Source organism: Litoribacter populi, from assembly GCF_007483685.1.
Lineage (GTDB): Bacteria > Bacteroidota > Bacteroidia > Cytophagales > Cyclobacteriaceae > Litoribacter > Litoribacter populi.
In genome coordinates, this window is record NZ_VMKN01000002.1 from 76,808 (window position 1) to 93,872 (window position 17,065).

Sequence of the window (17,065 nt, forward strand, 5' to 3'; positions counted from 1 at the left end):
TTATTTACGCTTCGTTTTTGTCCTTATTTCTGATCTTGGTGAAGTACCATACGTTAGGGCTCACGTTGATTTCCTCCAACACGTGGTAGGCTCTCTCTTCGTTTACCTCTTTTACCGCTTCGATAGATTCTTCTATCTTGAGTACTTGAGACACCTTGCTATTCGGATCGTTCATGTCTCCAAATACTAGCGCATCTGTAGGACAAGCCACGGCACATGCCACGTTGATCTCTCCGTCTTCGATTTTTCTGTTTTCACGCTTGGCAGAAAGTTTACCGGCCTGGATTCTTTGCACACACATAGTACATTTCTCCATTACACCTCTAGATCTTACCGTCACGTCTGGGTTAAGTACCATCTTACCAAGGTCAGAGTTTTGCGCTACGTTCACAGCTGCAAAGTCCTTGTTGTCATGGTATTTGAACCAGTTAAACCTTCTCACTTTATATGGACAGTTGTTAGCACAATATCTAGTACCAATACATCTGTTATAAGTCATTTGGTTAAGACCTTCTGAAGAGTGCGTTGTTGCCACCACAGGACATACTGTCTCACATGGAGCATTGTTACAATGCTGACACATCATCGGCTGGAATACAACCTCAGGGTTGGCAGCAGCACGCTCAAGATCTTGGTAGGAATCCGCTCCAGCCTCAGAGCTGTAGTAACGGTCGATCCGGATCCAAGCCATTTCTCTTCTGTTCAACACCTCTTGCTTACCTACAACAGCCACATTGTTCTCTACCTGACAGGCAACCGTACAGGCACCACAACCGATACAAGAGTTCATATCGATGGCAAGACCCCAGTGGTGTTGGCTGTATTTGTGACCTTTCCATAAAGAAATCTTGGAAGGCTTCACAAATTCACCCTCAGCATATACCTGTGGCTTGTATCTACCAGCTGAAGCGTCTTCTCTATATTCTCCTAAAGTTGCTTCCTGCACTACAAATTGACGGCCCATATAGGTGTTGGCTGTCTGAGTTTGAGGCAACTTATAGTTGTCATTTACAAGTTCAAGAGTTACACCCTCGGTGATTTCAAAGTTGTTGTATCCTCTAGATAAGTCAACCAATTCATAGGCATTAATACCAATTCCGTCAGCTACTCTTCCAGCTTTGGTTCTACCATATCCAACAGCCAAACCTACAGTTCCAACTGCTTGACCTGGCTGAACCACTACGGGAAGGGTATAGGTCTTGTTACCAACCGTGATGCGACCCATTTTGGTGTTGCCTTCGCTCATCTTAAAGTTGTTTTCGGCAGCCCAGTTTTGGGAAACAGTCAGGTAGTTGTCCCAAGTCACTTTGGTGATCGGATCAGGCATTTCCTGCAACCAAGGGTTGTTGGAGTGATAACCGTTCCCGATACCTACTTTTTGGTAGATTACTAATTCAACATTTGCGTTGTCAGCAGAATAAGTTCTTCCGATTTCAGAAGCGGCACCACTTACATTGCCAGTTCCGCTTACTGATGCAGAACCTGCGTTTTCCGAAGTGAACACACCGTTGTACAAAGCTCTGTCCCAGAACTCCTGGAAATTGCCGATCTCATTTTGACCTGAGAAAAGACCATTTGACCAGCTAGTCTGAAGGTAATCGTAATATGATGTATTGTTTCCAGACCAAGCAAGGAAAGACTCCTGTGCCTGTCTAGTATTGAATAGCGGAGTGATGGTAGGCTGTGACAAGCTATACTCGCCAGCCTTAGGATTGAAGTCATTCCAAGACTCCAAGTAGTGATGATCTGGAGCTACAATCTGCACCAAAGAAGCAGTCTCGTTCAACGTTTCGTTGGTAGAGATGGAAACTCCGGCCTTTTCGATTCCTTCAGCGATTTCAGCTCCTCTTGCGTGATCGTATACTGGGTTACAGTTGAAGAAGACAACTCCTCCTACTCTCCCAGCATTAAGATCAGTCACAAACTGGTTCATTTGCTCATCATTGCCTTTTCTGAAATATGCAGGCTTAGAGAAATCAACAGTTTCGCCACTGTTACCTAAAAGATCGTTGATTGCATTGATTACCACCTGAACATTTGGATCATTTGATCCAGCTACCACGATAGAGCGGCCTCTGTTTGCCCAAAGTTCTTCGGCAGCTTTCTCAAGATGAGGAATCTCTACAGCGGCAGCATTCACCGCAGCAGCTCCGCCTCTTCTTGCCAAAAGGTTGTATAACGCCAACACAGCTAGCCCATTTTGGGAAGCCTTGATTGGTGTTCTGTAGTCAGCGTTAGCGCCAGTAAGAGACATGTTAGACTCAAAGTGGAAGTGACGCGACATGTTAGGGTTTTCCTTGGAGATCTTTCTGCCTTTGCTGTATTGCTTGGCAAATTCGATAGGGGAAATCCAGGTACCCAAGAAATCCGCTCCGAAGCTGACAATCACATCAGCTTTGTCAAATCTATAGCTTGGCAAAGCACCGCCTGCCTTGATGATACCATAGTTAGAAACCGGATCGTATGTAACCACTTCAGCACCGAATGAACCTGCAAATTCCTGCAAGGCGCTCTCAGTGGAAGGAGAAATCAAAGTATTGGTCACAACGCGAACGTTTCCGGCATTTCTCAAACGAAAAACCACCTCAGAGTCAACTGTTGGCCAGTCAGACTGTTGTCCGTCCACCATTGGACCGGTCAAACGTTGCTTGTCATATAATGAAAGGACTGAAGCTTCCACGACGGCACTTACCCCACCTTGAGTGATGGCAGAAAGCTTATTGCCTTCGATTTTGATCGGTCTACCTTCTCTAGTTTTTACAACTATTGAAGCGTAGTCACCACCAGAAGCAAAAGTAGATGCATAGTAATTAGGCACAGATGGGTTGATGTCCACCGGCTTGTTTACATAAGGGATTGCTTTTCTGACAGGAGCCTCACAAGCTGCCAAAGAAGCTGCCGCCAAGCTGAATCCCATCACTTTAAGGAAATCTCTTCTGGAAGAGCCGCCTTCAGAAGCTCCGTTTGTTGGAAGCTCCTCTGGGAATTCTCTTTCCGCTTTTTTTACAAACTCAGGATCGTTGGTCAATTGCTCGAATCCGTTCCAGTATGTTTTATTATTTTCTTTCATGAGAATATTATCTACTTTTCATTTTTCCCAAAGCCCGATCTGATTGCTGATCAGACTCTTGCAAAGAAAAGATGTCTGTTCTTAAAGATTAAATTAATAGTGACACTTAGCACATTCCAACCCTCCGATATCCTTCACTCTTAAGGACTCTTTTGTGTCTGAATGCAATTGAACCAACTTGTCATAGTACTCATTGCCGGCAGTGACGATCTCGGTCTGTCTGTGACAGTCGATACACCATCCCATAGTCAAAGAGCTGTGCTGCGAAACAACTTCCATCTCTTCAATCGGGCCATGACAAGTTTGACACTCAATGCCACCAACTTTTACGTGCTGGGAGTGATCAAAATAAGCCAGATCCGGAAGGTTGTGAACCCTTACCCATTCGATAGGCTGATCATTTTCGATAGCTGCATAGATTTTTGCAATCTCTGGAGACATGCCATCCTGCCCATCCACATTTTGGATGTGCGTGTGACAGTTCATACAGATATTAGCTGAAGGAATATTGGCAGATCTTCCTATCTCTACGCCGGTGTGACAGTACTGACATGGAATTTCATACTGGCCAGCATGAAGTTCGTGCGAGTAAGCGATAGGCTGCTTAGGCGCATATCCTTGCTGAACACCCACACTATATAATCCGTCCAAGGCGGTCTTAACCACAAAGGCCAAAATTAAAGTAGTAAAGATTAAAATGAATGCGTCACTCTTGAATACACCTTTCCAATCAGTCTTTTGTGAAATAAACTCTCTGTCATCCTCTTCTAGTGGTTGCTTTTCCAAGTATTTGGAAAGAACAGATACGATAAGGCCTAAAACAACCAAGATAAGCAACAACACCAATACCAATACACCAAGGATGATAGTTAGGTATTCGCTTGGCACTCCACCTGTGGCAACTTCGCCGTCGACACCCTCTGCACCTGCAGCAGCGCTGGTATCAGCAGTATCGCCGTACTCAACATATGCCAAAAGGTTCATTAAGTCATCGTCGCTCAAGAAGTTATGAGCAGGCATCACCGTGTTGTTGTACTCTTTGAACAACGCAACAGCAGTCTGATCACCCGCTTGGATCAGTGCCTGAGAGTTAAGGATAAACTGCTTGGTCCATTCCAAGTCTCTTCTTTCAGTCACACCTCTTAGGGCCGGACCTACACTTTTCGAATCAAGCCTGTGACAGGCTTTACAGTTCGCATTAAACAAGGATCTACCCGCTGTAATAGCCTCGTCACTGTCCGGCACACTTGGATCAGCAGCGAACGCTTGTACCCCCACAAAAAGGAAAAATACCAACGCCAGATTACTTAATCTTAACGGAACACTTAATAATGAGCGTTTGATTGACATATTTATTACTCTTTAATCAGTTTATTTCACGGTTTTCAATAATCCCCACAAATGTACTATCGAACTTCTTATTTTCAAACTTGTATAAATTCAGGCCATAGCAACCCACTTTAAGCCATATCGTTATTTAATCAGTTGATAATAAGTAACTTAACAGTTGTTTACATTTGACCACACTTATTTAGAACCCTTATAAATAACTTTATTTTTAAAAATGGCAAAACACCATTCTTATACGAGTGAAAATTTTTATTTTTCCTAATAATCACATCAAATATTCCGAACTCAAATCTGGCATTATGTTGCATAAATTTCTGAGCTAAACTTTGCACAAACAGAGAATATCTTTACATTTGCATTCCAATTACGAAATGGTCGCGTGGCCGAGTGGCTAGGCAGAGGTCTGCAAAACCTTGTACAGCGGTTCGAATCCGCTCGCGACCTCCAAACAGGCAGCATAGATCTTATGCTGCTTTTTTTATTCCTATTCTACCCTGATTGATTGGACTGATTTTTGAGCCTAATTTGTTTAAATTTTTCATTTATGAAGGCAGTGACTAGGGCAAGCCTCTTCTTTTTTTTGTTCATACCTCTATTCTCCTTCGGCCAAGAAGAGCTTAGGGAAACCAATGAACTGGAGCAAGGAGGACTCTACTGGATCCGATATTATATAGAGTGGGAGCTTTCTGATAAGCTGCAACTAGATGTGGAAGCTGAAAACAGGAGGTTTTTCAGCCCTTCAAGGCAATATCAATTTATCACCCGCGGCACACTCTATTACCTTCAATCGGACGCATGGAATTTTGGTATAGGCATGGCTTACTCGCAGATGCACAGCCTCTGGACCCCTCTTGTAGAACCAGAAATCCGACCACATCAGGAAACGAATTACACCCATGAGGCTGGAAGATGGAACTTCAACCATCGGCTTAGGATTGAACAGCGATTTAGAGGTGACACCACAAGGACTTTCGTATCACCCGAGGAAGTGGAAGAGGAACTGGAATCTACTTATTCCTTTAATATGAGGTACAGGTATGAGTTCACTACCGATTTTGACATTATCGACAAAGGCAGAAAAAAGGGGCATCTACATGCCCAGGGTTTTGCGGCCATCATGGTGAGAACTGACGAAGATGATATATTCGATACTTTTAGATATTACGGAGGTCTCCGGTATTATTTAACAGATAATCTAAGGCTAGAACTTGGCTATCTGAGGCATTTGGAGAAAGAGCATACCTATGACTTCCAATACAGCTATAGTACGCTGAGGTTTACTGTAAGACATAAGCTTTGAGAGAGGCCGGGACTTAGGGATTATCATTCACCTATCCATGAAGAATCTAAGGGAAAGCCAGACCTAGATGTGCATTTGATAGGTTGGGCAAGTTTTGGGGAAGGGAAATTGAAAATGAAGGGAATATAATGAATGATGGACGCTGAATGATGAATGATGAAGTATTAAAAAAGCCTCCCTTTTGCAAGGGAGGCTTCATATTTAGAATGGGATCAAGAATTACTTCTTGTCTCCACCGTCCATTTTCTCTTTCAAAGCAGTCAATGCGTCCAAGTCACCAAGGGTAGACTTTTCTTGCGGCTGCTCAGATGCTTTCTTCTTAGGTGCAGCGGCTTTCTTAGCTTTTGGAGCTTCGACAGCAGCTTCCTTGAAGGTAGCAGTGTGAGAAAGAACAATTCTCTTGTCATCTTTAGAGAATTCAGTTACTTTGAAATCTTCAGAGTCACCAACTTCTACTTGAGATCCGTCTTCTTTTTCCAAGTTTTTGATGGTAGCAAAACCTTCAAGTCCGTAAGGAAGCTCAAGGACTGCACCTTTGTCATTCTTAGAGTTGACAGTACACTTGTGAACAGAACCTACTGGGAACACGTTCTCGAAAGTATCCCATGGGTTTTCTTCCAACTGCTTATGACCTAGGGCCAATCTTCTGTTGTCAACGTCAAGTTCAAGAACTACAACTTCAAGCTCATCTCCTACTTTAACGTACTCAGATGGATGCTTGATTTTCTTAGTCCATGAAAGGTCAGATACGTGAACCAAACCGTCGATACCTTCCTCTAGCTCAAGGAATAGACCGAAGTTAGTCAAGTTTCTTACCACACCTTTGTGCTTAGTACCCACTGCATACTTAGCAGACATGTCGCCTTTAGTCCAAGGATCTTCAGTAAGTTGTTTGATACCAAGAGACATTTTTCTGTCGTCTTTGTCCAAAGTCAATACTACTGCGTCGATCTCGTCACCAACTTTAACGAAGTCAGCAGGGTTTCTCAAGTGCTGTGACCAGCTCATTTCAGAAACGTGGATCAAACCTTCAACGCCTGGAGCCAACTCAAGGAATGCACCATAGTCAGCAACGTTAACGATCTTACCTTTAACCTTAGAACCGATTTCAAGCTCAGCAGAAAGTGAATCCCATGGATGAGCAGTAAGTTGCTTCATACCCAAAGAAATTCTCTTCTTATCATCATCAAAGTCAAGAACCACAATCTGAACTTTGTCGTCAAGATTAAGTACTTCTTCCGGATGATTGATTCTGCCCCAAGAGATGTCTGTAATGTGAAGTAGACCATCCACACCACCAAGGTCGATGAATACACCGAAGTTGGTCATGTTCTTAATCACACCTTCCAATACTTGACCTTTCTCAAGGTTGTTAAGGATTTCAGCTTTTTGCTTCTCAAGATCTTTCTCGATCAAGACTTTATGAGAAACTACTACGTTATCGTTAGCGTGGTTGATTTTAACCACTTTCACTTCCATTTTCTTCCCTACATAGACATCAAAGTCTCTGATAGGCTTCACGTCAATCTGAGAACCTGGCAAGAAGGCTTCCACACCGTAGATATCCACGATAAGACCACCTTTAGTTCTTCTCTTCACAAGACCTTCGATCACATTGTCAAACTCCAATGCATCTTCGATATCCTGCCAAGCACGTACCATTTTGGCTTTCTTTCTAGAAAGAACCAATTGGCCAAGAGAGTTTTCTTGCTCTTCAATGAAAAGTTCAACCTCATCACCGATTGTAAGATCCGGTAGATCTCTGAATTCGGTTCTAGGCACCAATCCGTCTGATTTGAAACCAATGTTGATGATCACATCCTTATCATTGATACCTACTACAGTACCTTTGATTACTTCCTTCTCAGTGATCTCATTCAAGGTGTTGTCATAAAGCTTCTCCATTTCGGCTCTCTCAGCCTTAGTGTAGCCTTCGCCAAAACCTTTGGTCTCAAACTTTTCCCAGTTAAAATCTTCTTTATTAGACATATTATTTAATGACTCTGACTTTCAACAGCCCTAGAGTCCTCAGGCTGAGGTTTTTAGTTTGTTTTTACCCAGATACCTGGGCCCATTCACTCGAACGGATTGCAAAGGTACAAATAATAACAGGAACGAGTCAAAGATATCCGAAGAAATTATCCTGTCTACTTACACTTGGAAGCCTTGTCAGCTTGCTAATTATGAGCATTTTACGAAATACCTGCTTCTTTTTATTTTAAAAAGTTTTCTTAAAAACCGATGATCCTGATAAACTTTATTAACTTAATCTTCAGTCGAGGCTTTTTTCACCAACCACGTGACAAACGTTATCTAAATCATGGAATTCAAAACGAACCGAAACAACTGGCTTGCAATAACCTGGATTGCCCTGCCTCTAATTTTACTTGCGGCGATGATATGGCATTTTGAGGAGTTAATAGCAAAACCCTACCTAATAATCAGTTGGGTAAATATAGGATTGCCTCTTTGGTTGTATTTTGACAACTACTATAAAATTGACGATGAATACCTACACTACCGCTTTGGCTACAACAAAGGGAAAATCCGGATTAACTCCATCTGCGAGATTAAGAAAAGTAGAATTATGAGACAAGGCCAACAAAATGCCGGCATTGCTTCCCACGGACTCTCACTTCAATACAATAAATTTGATGAGATTTTCATCTGTCCCAAAAAAGAGCAGGAATTCATAGAGGCTTTGGTGGGAGTTAATCCTGAAATTGAGGTTTCAGTGGAAATGGAAAATACTGATATAAGGAAATAGAGATAAGAAATATTTTATAACTGGAAATAAAAGCATTGGACAATACTCAACAAAAAAAAAGGAGGCTCCCACCTCCTTTTACGTTTAACTTGTCAATTGTTGCATTCTCTCAATGCGTCCCTCTCACTCTCATCTCTAAGGTATAGACAGAACCCATTGCGGTGATGAAAAGAGTTCTTCGCTCCGGTCCTCCGAATACTACATTGGTTGTCAACTCCTCATCAATCGGAATTAGACCTACTTCTTCACCTTTTCGGTTTATAATAGTAACACCTTCCTTACCGGTAAGGTAAAGGTTTCCCCGGTTATCCAAGGTCATACCGTCAGAGCCTTTTTCGGTAAACAGTCGACGATTGATCAAATAACCATCCTCCTCAACATCATATACATAAGTCTTATCGTCTCCGATATCGGCCACGTATAACTGCTTTCCATCCTGCGAGCCTATAATCCCGTTAGGTTTAACTAAGTTCTCATCCACTCGGATAAACTGCACATGGTCAGGGGCAAGATAGTAGAGATGTTCTCCATCTTGCTGCATCTCCGGGTCTCTTTTCCAATAATCTCTTTTATAATGTGGGTCTGTCATATAAATGCCCCCATTTGGCGCCACCCACACATCGTTTGGCCCGTTCAACCTTTTACCTCTAAAGCTTTCAATAAGCACTTTCTTCTCACCTTTCGGAGTGATTGACCAAAGTTGGTTTTCCATATCGGCACATGCGATCATCACATCTCTGCGATTGTCATAAAACAACCCATTAGAACGGCCGGCATCTTCCATAAACACAGTGATCTCACCAGTGTTAAAAGCCCATTTGTGAATCTTGTTATTTGGTTGGTCGGTAAAATAAACATGGCCCTCGCGGTTAACGGCCGGTCCTTCAGTAAAAGCAAAGCCTTCACCTACTTTTTCAAGTTTGGCTCCTTTTGAAGCTAAAGATTTCTTGCCTTCAATTTGCGCCTGCCCTTTAAAAACAAATGCAATGGACAGCAAACAGATAAGGCTTAATGTCTTTTTCATACTCTTAAATAAATAATGTGAATCGAACAGACAAACTTGTGCCTGCCACAATGAGGCTCGAAGATAATAAAAAATACTACTTAGCCCATTTCTTTCACTCCCAAAAAGGGCATCCACTCTTCCGCATTCTTTTCGGCGTACTCTGCCAGAAATCTTTTGAGGGTTGGGCGGCAAGGTGGTTGCTGTAGGCGAAACCCAACTTGCTCCACCGTCCTGTCTCCCTTTTGGGTGTTACAGCGGTGACAAGCGGTGACCAGGTTTTTCCATTCGGTCTTCCCTCCTTTAGATCTAGGGACTACGTGATCTATCGTAAGGTGCTTAGATGAACCGCAATATTGGCATTCATTTCGGTCCCGGCGAAAAAGATTGTGACGGCTAAGCATCACTCCTCGGTAAGGAACATTTTTATATTCTCTAAGCCGAATCACAGCTGGATACACAAACTCACGGTCAACCGTGCGGATAGATAGGTAGGAATAAGTGGCTAAAGGGGAAGCTTTATCAAGAATCGTAAGCACTATTGCCTTTTGGACTGTGACGATTGCCACTGGGGTATGGTCCAAATTTAACACTAGCACTTTCTTTTCCATGACGCTTCAAATTAATAATCTGACTTCTTGAACGTTAGGAAAGCCGGAAATGTTTTTTTGACCAGATTTAGGCATAAAGCTTATCTGCTCAATCCGAACCTTCCCTCTCATATGAATAATACGTTCTCCTCCGATATATAAGCCCATATGCTCAGGTAGCTGCATCTCATTGTAAAATATCAACAAGTCCCCTGGCTGTGCTTCACTGGGTTCGATTCTTTTGCCGAAAACCATCAGTTGGCTCAAAAATTTTGGCACCTTATATCCAGCTATCTTATAAACAAGCTGAATAAAACTACCTGCACCTAAGCCAAAAAAACTCCTTCCACCGGATAAATAAGGTACATTCACAAACATCTTGGCAATCTCCATCAACTCCTCTCTATCCGCCTTTTGAAACCTAGGTCTGGAACTTCCACTGAATTGCAGAGATTGGCTAAGGTCAAAAAGCTCATTTTGGGCGACATGAAGATGGCTGCCTGGCAAAATATAGATCTTTTGATTTTTAAACGTAATATGAGAGACAGGAGAAGTGGTCAACTGATAATCGGACTCGTTAAAGGCCTCAAATTCCTCTGGCTCTATTGATTGATGCTGGGTAGCCAAAAGCCAGCCTTGAATCTTATTCTGATTACACTCGATCCGAAGGTATCTTTTGCGGGGATCAATTTCAAGCACACGGTATGTTTCCCCAAAAAGTAATTGGGTAATCAGCCCAGCACCTGGACGTGCTTCCTGATAAACAGTCGCCACGGAAAGCCGGCAAACGCCGTACCCCAAGTCAATAGGCCATTCTGTCGAGGTCTCTTTTTGCATCTTTGTTTTTAATATCTTGACGTTTATCGTGTATTTTCTTGCCTCTACCTAGAGCAATTTCTAGTTTGGCCAATCCTTTTTCATTGACAAATAGACGCACTGGTATAATAGTCAGCCCTTTTTCCTGAAACTTGCTTTCCAGCTTGTCTAATTCTTTCTTATTGAGCAATAATTTCCGTTCCCTCACCGGGTCATGATTATAGGATGCTGCAAAGGAATAGGGGGCAATGTGCATCTGTCGGATAAAAAGCTCTCCGTTGCGGAAAAAGCAGAATGCCTCTGTAAGAGAGGCCTTTCCTTCTCGCAGGGATTTGATCTCAGTTCCTTTTAAAACCAAGCCGGCCACATATTTATCTATGAATTCAAATTCAAAACTGGCCTTTTTGTTTTTGATGTTGACTTTTTTCTGGAATTTACTGGTTTTCGCCATAGGTTAGTTTCCGATTTTCATTTTGGCCAAAGGACTGGTGTCCAGGCCGCAAAAAGAATTGCTTAAAAATTTATAATGGGCTGCCATGGCGATCATAGCAGCATTGTCGGTACAGTACTCGAACTTAGGAATATAAACGTTCCAATTCAAATCCGCTGCCAATCTGTTTAGTTCCTCCCTCAGTCCGGAGTTGGCACTCACTCCACCTGCTATGGCAATATCCTTCACTCGGTGTAGTTTGGCAGCCTTTTTCAGTTTCTGAGTTAGCATCTTGATTAGAGTGAATTGAACCGATGCAGAAATATCGGCAAGGTTTTCTTCGATAAACTGAGGGTTTTCTTTGATTTTGTCCCTGAGGAAATAAAGAACCGCCGTTTTTATCCCGCTGAAGGAATAATTCAGTTCTGGCATATCCGAAACAGGAAATGGAAACGCTTTTGGGTTTCCCTCTTTCGCGTATTTGTCTATGAGTGGCCCACCTGGATAAGGCAAGCCCATAAGTTTGGCAGTCTTGTCAAAGGCCTCCCCTACCGCATCATCCAGCGTTTCACCGATCACTTCCATTTGCAAGTAGTCCTTCACTAACACTAACTGGGTGTGTCCACCGCTAACCGTCAAACAGATGAAGGGAAACTTGGGTTTTGGATCATCTATGAAATGGGCCAAAATATGTGCCTCCATATGATTTACTTCAATCAGTGGAATGCTTAAAGAGTAAGCAAAAGCTTTGGCAAATGACACTCCAACCATCAGGGACCCCATCAACCCAGGACCTCTGGTGAATGCCACAGCAGAAAGCTCATTTTTGTCGATTCCTGATGTTTCAATGGCCTCATGTATCACTGGCACGAGGTGTTGCTGGTGTGCTCGTGAAGCCAACTCAGGCACTACACCACCATATTTTTCGTGTACAGATTGCGTGGCCACAATATTATTAAGTATTTTGCCATCAGAAATCACCGATGCCGACGTTTCATCACAGGAAGACTCGATAGCCAGAATATTAATTTTCATCTCATTCATTGGAAAAGAACCCGAAAGTTACGCAAATTTTAGCGAAAGCACTCATGGTGCTCTTGCGGGTAACTTTATTTCTTGTTCTATTGCTGGCCTTGGTGGCTGCGCTTCTGCAGGTCCCATCGGTACAAACCCGCCTGACAAAAGTCCTCACCACTTACATCACAGATAATACAGGCTTCAAAACCAGCATTTCCAAAGTAAACATCCGATGGTGGGATGCCGTCAGCCTTTCAGATGTGGTTGTATATGACCACAACGATAGTCTTATGGCCAATCTCGAAGAGGTCTACATCGATTTCTCCCTTCAAGGATTACTTAACAGCGACAACCCATCTATAGACGAAGTACAACTCAACCAAGGTCAGGTGCGACTCCTCACCCACCCCGATGAGAATGACATCAATATCACGGTCTTTGTGGCTAGAATAAATGCCTTGCTCAGCCCAACAGTTTCCAGGCAGGAAAAAAGACCGGTGAAATTCTCAATAACCGAACTTTCACTGAAAAACACTTCACTGGATATCTTAGATTATACCCTGCCAGTGTTTGAGACGGGGTTTGATTATGGGAAATTAAGGTTTAGAAACTTGGTGGCCAAAGGTGAGGATTTCTATGCCAAATCTGACACCATTGCAGTCTCGGTAGAAAGCCTGAGAGGATTGGAGTCTACCTCCGGGCTTGAAGTCCAGCAGCTGCGAACCGACTTTCTGTATTCCAATACGGGCATGGTATTCGACAATCTGTATTTACGCAGCAATGAGACTATTGTCAAAAACTACCTCGAGTTTTCCTACGATGAGGTCAGGGACCTAAGCGATTTTAACAATGCGGTCAATATCAAAGCAAGACTGAGTGAGGCAGTTTTGGATATTAAGGACCTAAAATATTTCGCAGAGCAAATCCCTGATTTTGATGACAAGGTCTATCTCAGTGGGGAAATTGTTGGGAAAATAAGCGACTTATCCTCCGAACAGCTTTTGATAAGGTTTGGCGCCAGAAGTGCCATGTTTGGGAAATTTGACATTGAGGGACTTCCTAATGTGGAAGAAACCTTTTTCAGACTTTCTTTGATGAATTCAACCCTGACGAGTGCAGATTTGGCACCTTACCTTTCCGAGGAGGCACGCAGGCAGGTCAATAAATTTCGGGATATTCGCTTTGATGGGGATTTCACAGGGTATTTTGAGAATTTCACGGCAAGTGGAAGCTTCAGAACCGGTATAGGCAACATGATTGGAAGGCTTAATTACAGGCGAGCGCGAAATGTACCAACATACAGCGGGTCTGTAGAGCTGCAGAACTTGAACATCGGACTTATCCTTGACCAACCGGAACTCTTTCAAAGAGTGACCATGAAGGGCCAACTTAAAGGCACAGGTCTAACCGCAGAAACAGCCATTCTTTCTCTTGATGCGGACATCAAAACCATCGGCATTAATAAATATAATTATGCCAACATCCGCACAAATGCCACTTATGGAAAGGACCTTTTCAGCGGAAAGCTCAATATCCGGGACCCAAACCTAAAAATGCAGCTTGCCGGAAAAATGGACCTTAGAGCTCAAAAAGACAGCATACGTCTGGAAGCAAAGATTGACACTGCTTTCCTCAATAATTTGAACCTAATTGAAGAGGATATTTTCATCAGCGGTAAGTTCGATTTGGACACCAAGGGTGTAGAAATCGATGATATCGAAGGGGCTGCCAGGTTTGAAGACATGCTGTTCAGTTATGAAGGGAGAGACCTGCATGTGGACCAATTTATCTTTCAATCCCTTTTCACCCCAGAAGGCCGGGTGATTGCACTTAATTCCGACCTGTTGGTAGCTGGAATCACCGGCAATTATAAGCTGAAGGAATTGGGAAATGACCTGACTACGTTGGGACGGGAATATTTTGCCCTGATTACCAGCCAGCCGGAGACAGCACCAGCCTTGACTGAAAATGACCTAAAAGGTTCCTATAATTTTGATATAAACATTAATCTGATTGACCCTAATCCTGTAATCAATTTATTGGACCCTTCACTTTCAATATCAGATAATACCATCATTGAGGGAGCCTTTTATCAAACTCCGGAAAACACCATACTAAACTTGTTTACGGATATCGACACCGTATATTTCAACGGCCATTATTTCCTTGATAATAATATTGATTTCAATACATCCAAACTTCGGGGAGATCCAGATGTATTAGCTTCTTTCTATATTAATAGCAAACAACAGCAACTATCGTCCGGTATCAATTTCAATGATTTTTCCCTTGAAGCACTTTGGGACCAATCAGCGATTGACTTAAGTATAAACTTCTCCCAGGTAGAAACTGATAGTTATGCGAGAATCAAAAGTAATATTGAGGTAGGTCCAGAAGAAATACACATGGTGTTTCAACCCTCTGAATTTAAGGTTTTGGATAGATTTTGGGAAATAGAGTCGGACAACCAGCTGGTATATACTCTGAGAAGTCTGGAGATCATCAACCTCAAACTTGTGGAAAATGGGCAATTCCTTGCTCTCAACGGCAAAATTTCCAAAGACCCGGAAGAGGTGCTCAGTATGGAAATGCATCAAGTGGATATGAGCTTGCTCAACACATGGGATATCAAAGAGTTTGAAGGAACTGCCAACGGTCTATTCGCTATATCCAACATCCTTGAAAATCCCGTGGTCATGGGTAACCTTACCGTGGACGATTTTCACATCAACAATTTTCTGATTGGCAATCTGGAGGCCACCACTTATTTTGATAATGATAACGACAGGATCCACCTTGACCTTACCAATAATAGGCTTGGTAAGAAAATCATAGCCGTAGAGGGCTTTCTTGGCACAAAAGAGGATCAACTTGACCTAGTTGCCAAATTTGAAGAAGCAAACTTGTCCATAGCAGAACCTTTCCTTTCAGACTATATCACAAATCTCGGAGGTACGCTTACCGGTGAACTCGATATTCGCGGCAGGATGTATAATCCTGAAATCACCGGCTCAGGCAGGCTTACCTCTGGTAACCTTCGCATTAATTACCTAAACACAACTTACACGGTAGATGGGAGGGTAAATTTCTCCCCAAGTGAAATCAGTTTTCGAGGTCTGGAGCTTACCGACGTCAGAGGCAATAAAGCAAATATGCGCGGGGGGATCAGCCATGACGGATTCAGTAACTTTATCCTAGATATAAGCTCAGACCTCAATAATTTCCAGGTACTTAACACCACCATCCGCGACAATGACCTGTTCTACGGAACCGCATATGCCTCGGGTAAGCTCGAAATATTCGGAGCGGCAAACAACCTGGACATCAATGCCCAGGCAACCAGCCAGCCAAATACCAGGATATATATCCCAATCGGCTCCTCGGATGGGCAGTTTAAGGAAGATTTCATTAATATCATCAATGTAAGAGACACCACCCAACTACGAGCCTCTGTGGATGAAGTGGAGAAACTTGCCCTACAAAACGTTCGGATGAATTTCAACCTGGACATCACACCCGATGCCTTTGCCGAAATCATCATTGACCCTCGAACAGGTGAATCTATTCAAGGAAGGGGACGGGGTAATCTGAATCTGGGAATTGATACTCAAGGGAATTTCACTATGAGCGGTATTTATGAAATCGTAGATGCCCGCTATAATTTCTCCCTTTATAACATCATCAACAAGGAATTCACAATTCAACCTGGGGGAAGGATTTCATGGTTTGGGGATCCGTATGAGGGTATTCTCAACATCAAGGCCATCTATGAGGAAAATGTTTCTCTCTTAAGTCTGCAGCCAAACCAGACAGCAGGCACTAGTGATATGATGGATTCCCAGCTTAGAAGGCGTTATCCAGTAAAAGTCATGATGGGCTTACAAGGCCCATTACTTGCTCCGGATATCAATTTCGATTTTGATTTTAGCGGTTTTCCTGAAGGAGAAATACAAACATATATTTCTGCCTTTAGAAACCGAATCTCTAATGATGAGCAGGAGAAAAATCGGCAAGTCTTTTCTCTCATCATGCTGAGGAGGTTTTCGCCGGAGGGCCAGTTTAGTGGCGCGGGGATTGGCTTTAGTAACCTCAGCCAGCTTATCTCCTCCCAGCTCAATGCCTTAGTGGCACAAGTAGACCAAAATCTAGAAATTGACTTTGACCTTGCCTCCTTAGACCAAACAGCTTTAGAATCATTCCAATTGAGGGTGGCCTATACTTTTCTCGACGGGCGCTTACGGGTGATGCGGGATGGCGGTTTCACGGATATGCAGGGGAATACTGATTTAAATACCATCGCTGGGGATTGGCAGGCTGAATACCTCCTTACTGAGGATGGGCGCTACCGATTGCGGGTTTACAACCGTAACAACTTCAATAATGCCTTCACTTCTCTGAATCTTTCTGCAAATGTCATCACTTATGGCGTTTCGGTTTCCCAAACGCTTTCCTTCAGCTCGTTTCAGGAACTTCTAGAAAATATTGGAAAAAAGCGTAGACAGAGGTTGCTGATTAATGATATAGATGATTTCCTTAGATATGATATGGAAGAGAGTCTTCTAATTCCTGATGAAGAAGAAAATCAGGCCCCAATCAAGATAATCGACAGACCATTGGATTTAAAGCCGGAGGAAGAGGAATTGCCTAAGTCCCAATAAAGAGAAATTGATCTAGACTTTTTCACGAATAGTCTCAAAGCTTTTGAACAAAAGTGCTTCTGGT

Annotated in this window: 11 protein-coding genes and 1 tRNA gene; 4 read left to right on the forward strand and 8 right to left on the reverse strand. The window is 42.9% G+C overall.

Features of this window, described 5'->3' with window-relative positions:
* Nucleotides 1–4 precede the first annotated feature (4 nt).
* Together FPL27_RS16110 and FPL27_RS16115 are read right to left on the reverse strand one after the other, a co-directional pair.
* Entirely contained in the window at nt 5–3,070 is a 3,066-nt protein-coding gene (locus FPL27_RS16110; protein ID WP_143962268.1) for a TAT-variant-translocated molybdopterin oxidoreductase, read from the reverse strand.
* 93 nt (nt 3,071–3,163) lie between these two features.
* A complete protein-coding gene (locus FPL27_RS16115; protein ID WP_143962269.1) occupies nt 3,164–4,420 on the reverse strand; it encodes a c-type cytochrome in 1,257 nt (418 codons plus the stop codon).
* Nucleotides 4,421–4,793: 373 nt separating this feature from the next.
* On the opposite strand from FPL27_RS16115, the gene FPL27_RS16120 reads away from it, so the two are divergent.
* Nucleotides 4,794–4,867 (forward strand) — tRNA-Cys (locus FPL27_RS16120).
* A 97-nt stretch (nt 4,868–4,964) separates the two neighbouring features.
* Entirely contained in the window at nt 4,965–5,720 is a 756-nt protein-coding gene (locus tag FPL27_RS16125) for a DUF2490 domain-containing protein (RefSeq protein WP_143962270.1), read from the forward strand.
* A gap of 219 nt (nt 5,721–5,939) precedes the next feature.
* Here the strand turns inward: FPL27_RS16125 and rpsA are convergent, their stop codons facing one another.
* Nucleotides 5,940–7,709 carry a 30S ribosomal protein S1 gene (rpsA, locus tag FPL27_RS16130; RefSeq protein WP_143962271.1) on the reverse strand — a complete coding sequence of 590 codons (1,770 nt, stop codon included), beginning with the start codon at nt 7,707–7,709 and terminating at the stop codon, nt 5,940–5,942.
* Nucleotides 7,710–8,040: 331 nt separating this feature from the next.
* Between rpsA and FPL27_RS16135 the strand changes: the two genes are divergently transcribed.
* Nucleotides 8,041–8,487, forward strand: coding sequence for a PH domain-containing protein (locus FPL27_RS16135; protein ID WP_143962272.1), 447 nt, complete (start codon nt 8,041–8,043; stop codon nt 8,485–8,487).
* Between the two features lie 109 nt (nt 8,488–8,596).
* Here FPL27_RS16135 and FPL27_RS16140 read toward each other — a convergent pair whose 3' ends face one another.
* The 5 genes from FPL27_RS16140 to tsaD all read right to left on the reverse strand — a co-directional run bounded on the left by FPL27_RS16140 (nt 8,597) and on the right by tsaD (nt 12,361).
* The gene (locus FPL27_RS16140; protein WP_143962273.1) at nt 8,597–9,511 is read right to left on the reverse strand and encodes an SMP-30/gluconolactonase/LRE family protein; all 915 of its coding nucleotides are present in this window, start codon (nt 9,509–9,511) and stop codon (nt 8,597–8,599) included.
* A gap of 80 nt (nt 9,512–9,591) precedes the next feature.
* Nucleotides 9,592–10,101, reverse strand: a complete 510-nt coding sequence (locus tag FPL27_RS16145) for an HNH endonuclease (RefSeq protein WP_143962274.1) — start codon at nt 10,099–10,101, stop codon at nt 9,592–9,594.
* Between the two features lie 6 nt (nt 10,102–10,107).
* Nucleotides 10,108–10,917, reverse strand: a complete 810-nt coding sequence (locus FPL27_RS16150; protein ID WP_143962275.1) for a C40 family peptidase — start codon at nt 10,915–10,917, stop codon at nt 10,108–10,110.
* Nucleotides 10,883–11,347, reverse strand: coding sequence for an SsrA-binding protein SmpB (gene smpB / locus FPL27_RS16155; RefSeq protein ID WP_143962276.1), 465 nt, complete (start codon nt 11,345–11,347; stop codon nt 10,883–10,885). The genes FPL27_RS16150 and smpB overlap by 35 nt, the downstream gene beginning before the upstream one ends.
* Before the next feature lie 3 nt (nt 11,348–11,350).
* Nucleotides 11,351–12,361 (reverse strand): tRNA (adenosine(37)-N6)-threonylcarbamoyltransferase complex transferase subunit TsaD, encoded by a 1,011-nt coding sequence (gene tsaD, locus FPL27_RS16160; RefSeq protein ID WP_143962277.1) that lies wholly within the window; start codon nt 12,359–12,361, stop codon nt 11,351–11,353.
* Nucleotides 12,362–12,369: 8 nt separating this feature from the next.
* Between tsaD and FPL27_RS16165 the strand changes: the two genes are divergently transcribed.
* Nucleotides 12,370–17,001, forward strand: a complete 4,632-nt coding sequence (locus FPL27_RS16165) for a translocation/assembly module TamB domain-containing protein (protein WP_235893481.1) — start codon at nt 12,370–12,372, stop codon at nt 16,999–17,001.
* The last annotated feature ends 64 nt before the right edge of the window (nt 17,002–17,065 follow it).

Excerpts from the sequence above, each read along its gene's own strand:
- FPL27_RS16145 (WP_143962274.1), bottom strand. The coding sequence starts at position 10,101 with ATGGAAAAGAAAGTGCTAGTGTTAAATTTGGACCATACCCCAGTGGCA.
- FPL27_RS16110 (WP_143962268.1), bottom strand. The coding sequence starts at position 3,070 with ATGAAAGAAAATAATAAAACATACTGGAACGGATTCGAGCAATTGACC.
- FPL27_RS16140 (WP_143962273.1), bottom strand. The coding sequence starts at position 9,511 with ATGAAAAAGACATTAAGCCTTATCTGTTTGCTGTCCATTGCATTTGTT.
- FPL27_RS16150 (WP_143962275.1), bottom strand. The coding sequence starts at position 10,917 with ATGCAAAAAGAGACCTCGACAGAATGGCCTATTGACTTGGGGTACGGC.
- FPL27_RS16135 (WP_143962272.1), top strand. The coding sequence starts at position 8,041 with ATGGAATTCAAAACGAACCGAAACAACTGGCTTGCAATAACCTGGATT.
- FPL27_RS16115 (WP_143962269.1), bottom strand. The coding sequence starts at position 4,420 with ATGTCAATCAAACGCTCATTATTAAGTGTTCCGTTAAGATTAAGTAAT.
- FPL27_RS16125 (WP_143962270.1), top strand. The coding sequence starts at position 4,965 with ATGAAGGCAGTGACTAGGGCAAGCCTCTTCTTTTTTTTGTTCATACCT.
- tsaD (WP_143962277.1), bottom strand. The coding sequence starts at position 12,361 with ATGAAAATTAATATTCTGGCTATCGAGTCTTCCTGTGATGAAACGTCG.
- smpB (WP_143962276.1), bottom strand. The coding sequence starts at position 11,347 with ATGGCGAAAACCAGTAAATTCCAGAAAAAAGTCAACATCAAAAACAAA.
- rpsA (WP_143962271.1), bottom strand. The coding sequence starts at position 7,709 with ATGTCTAATAAAGAAGATTTTAACTGGGAAAAGTTTGAGACCAAAGGT.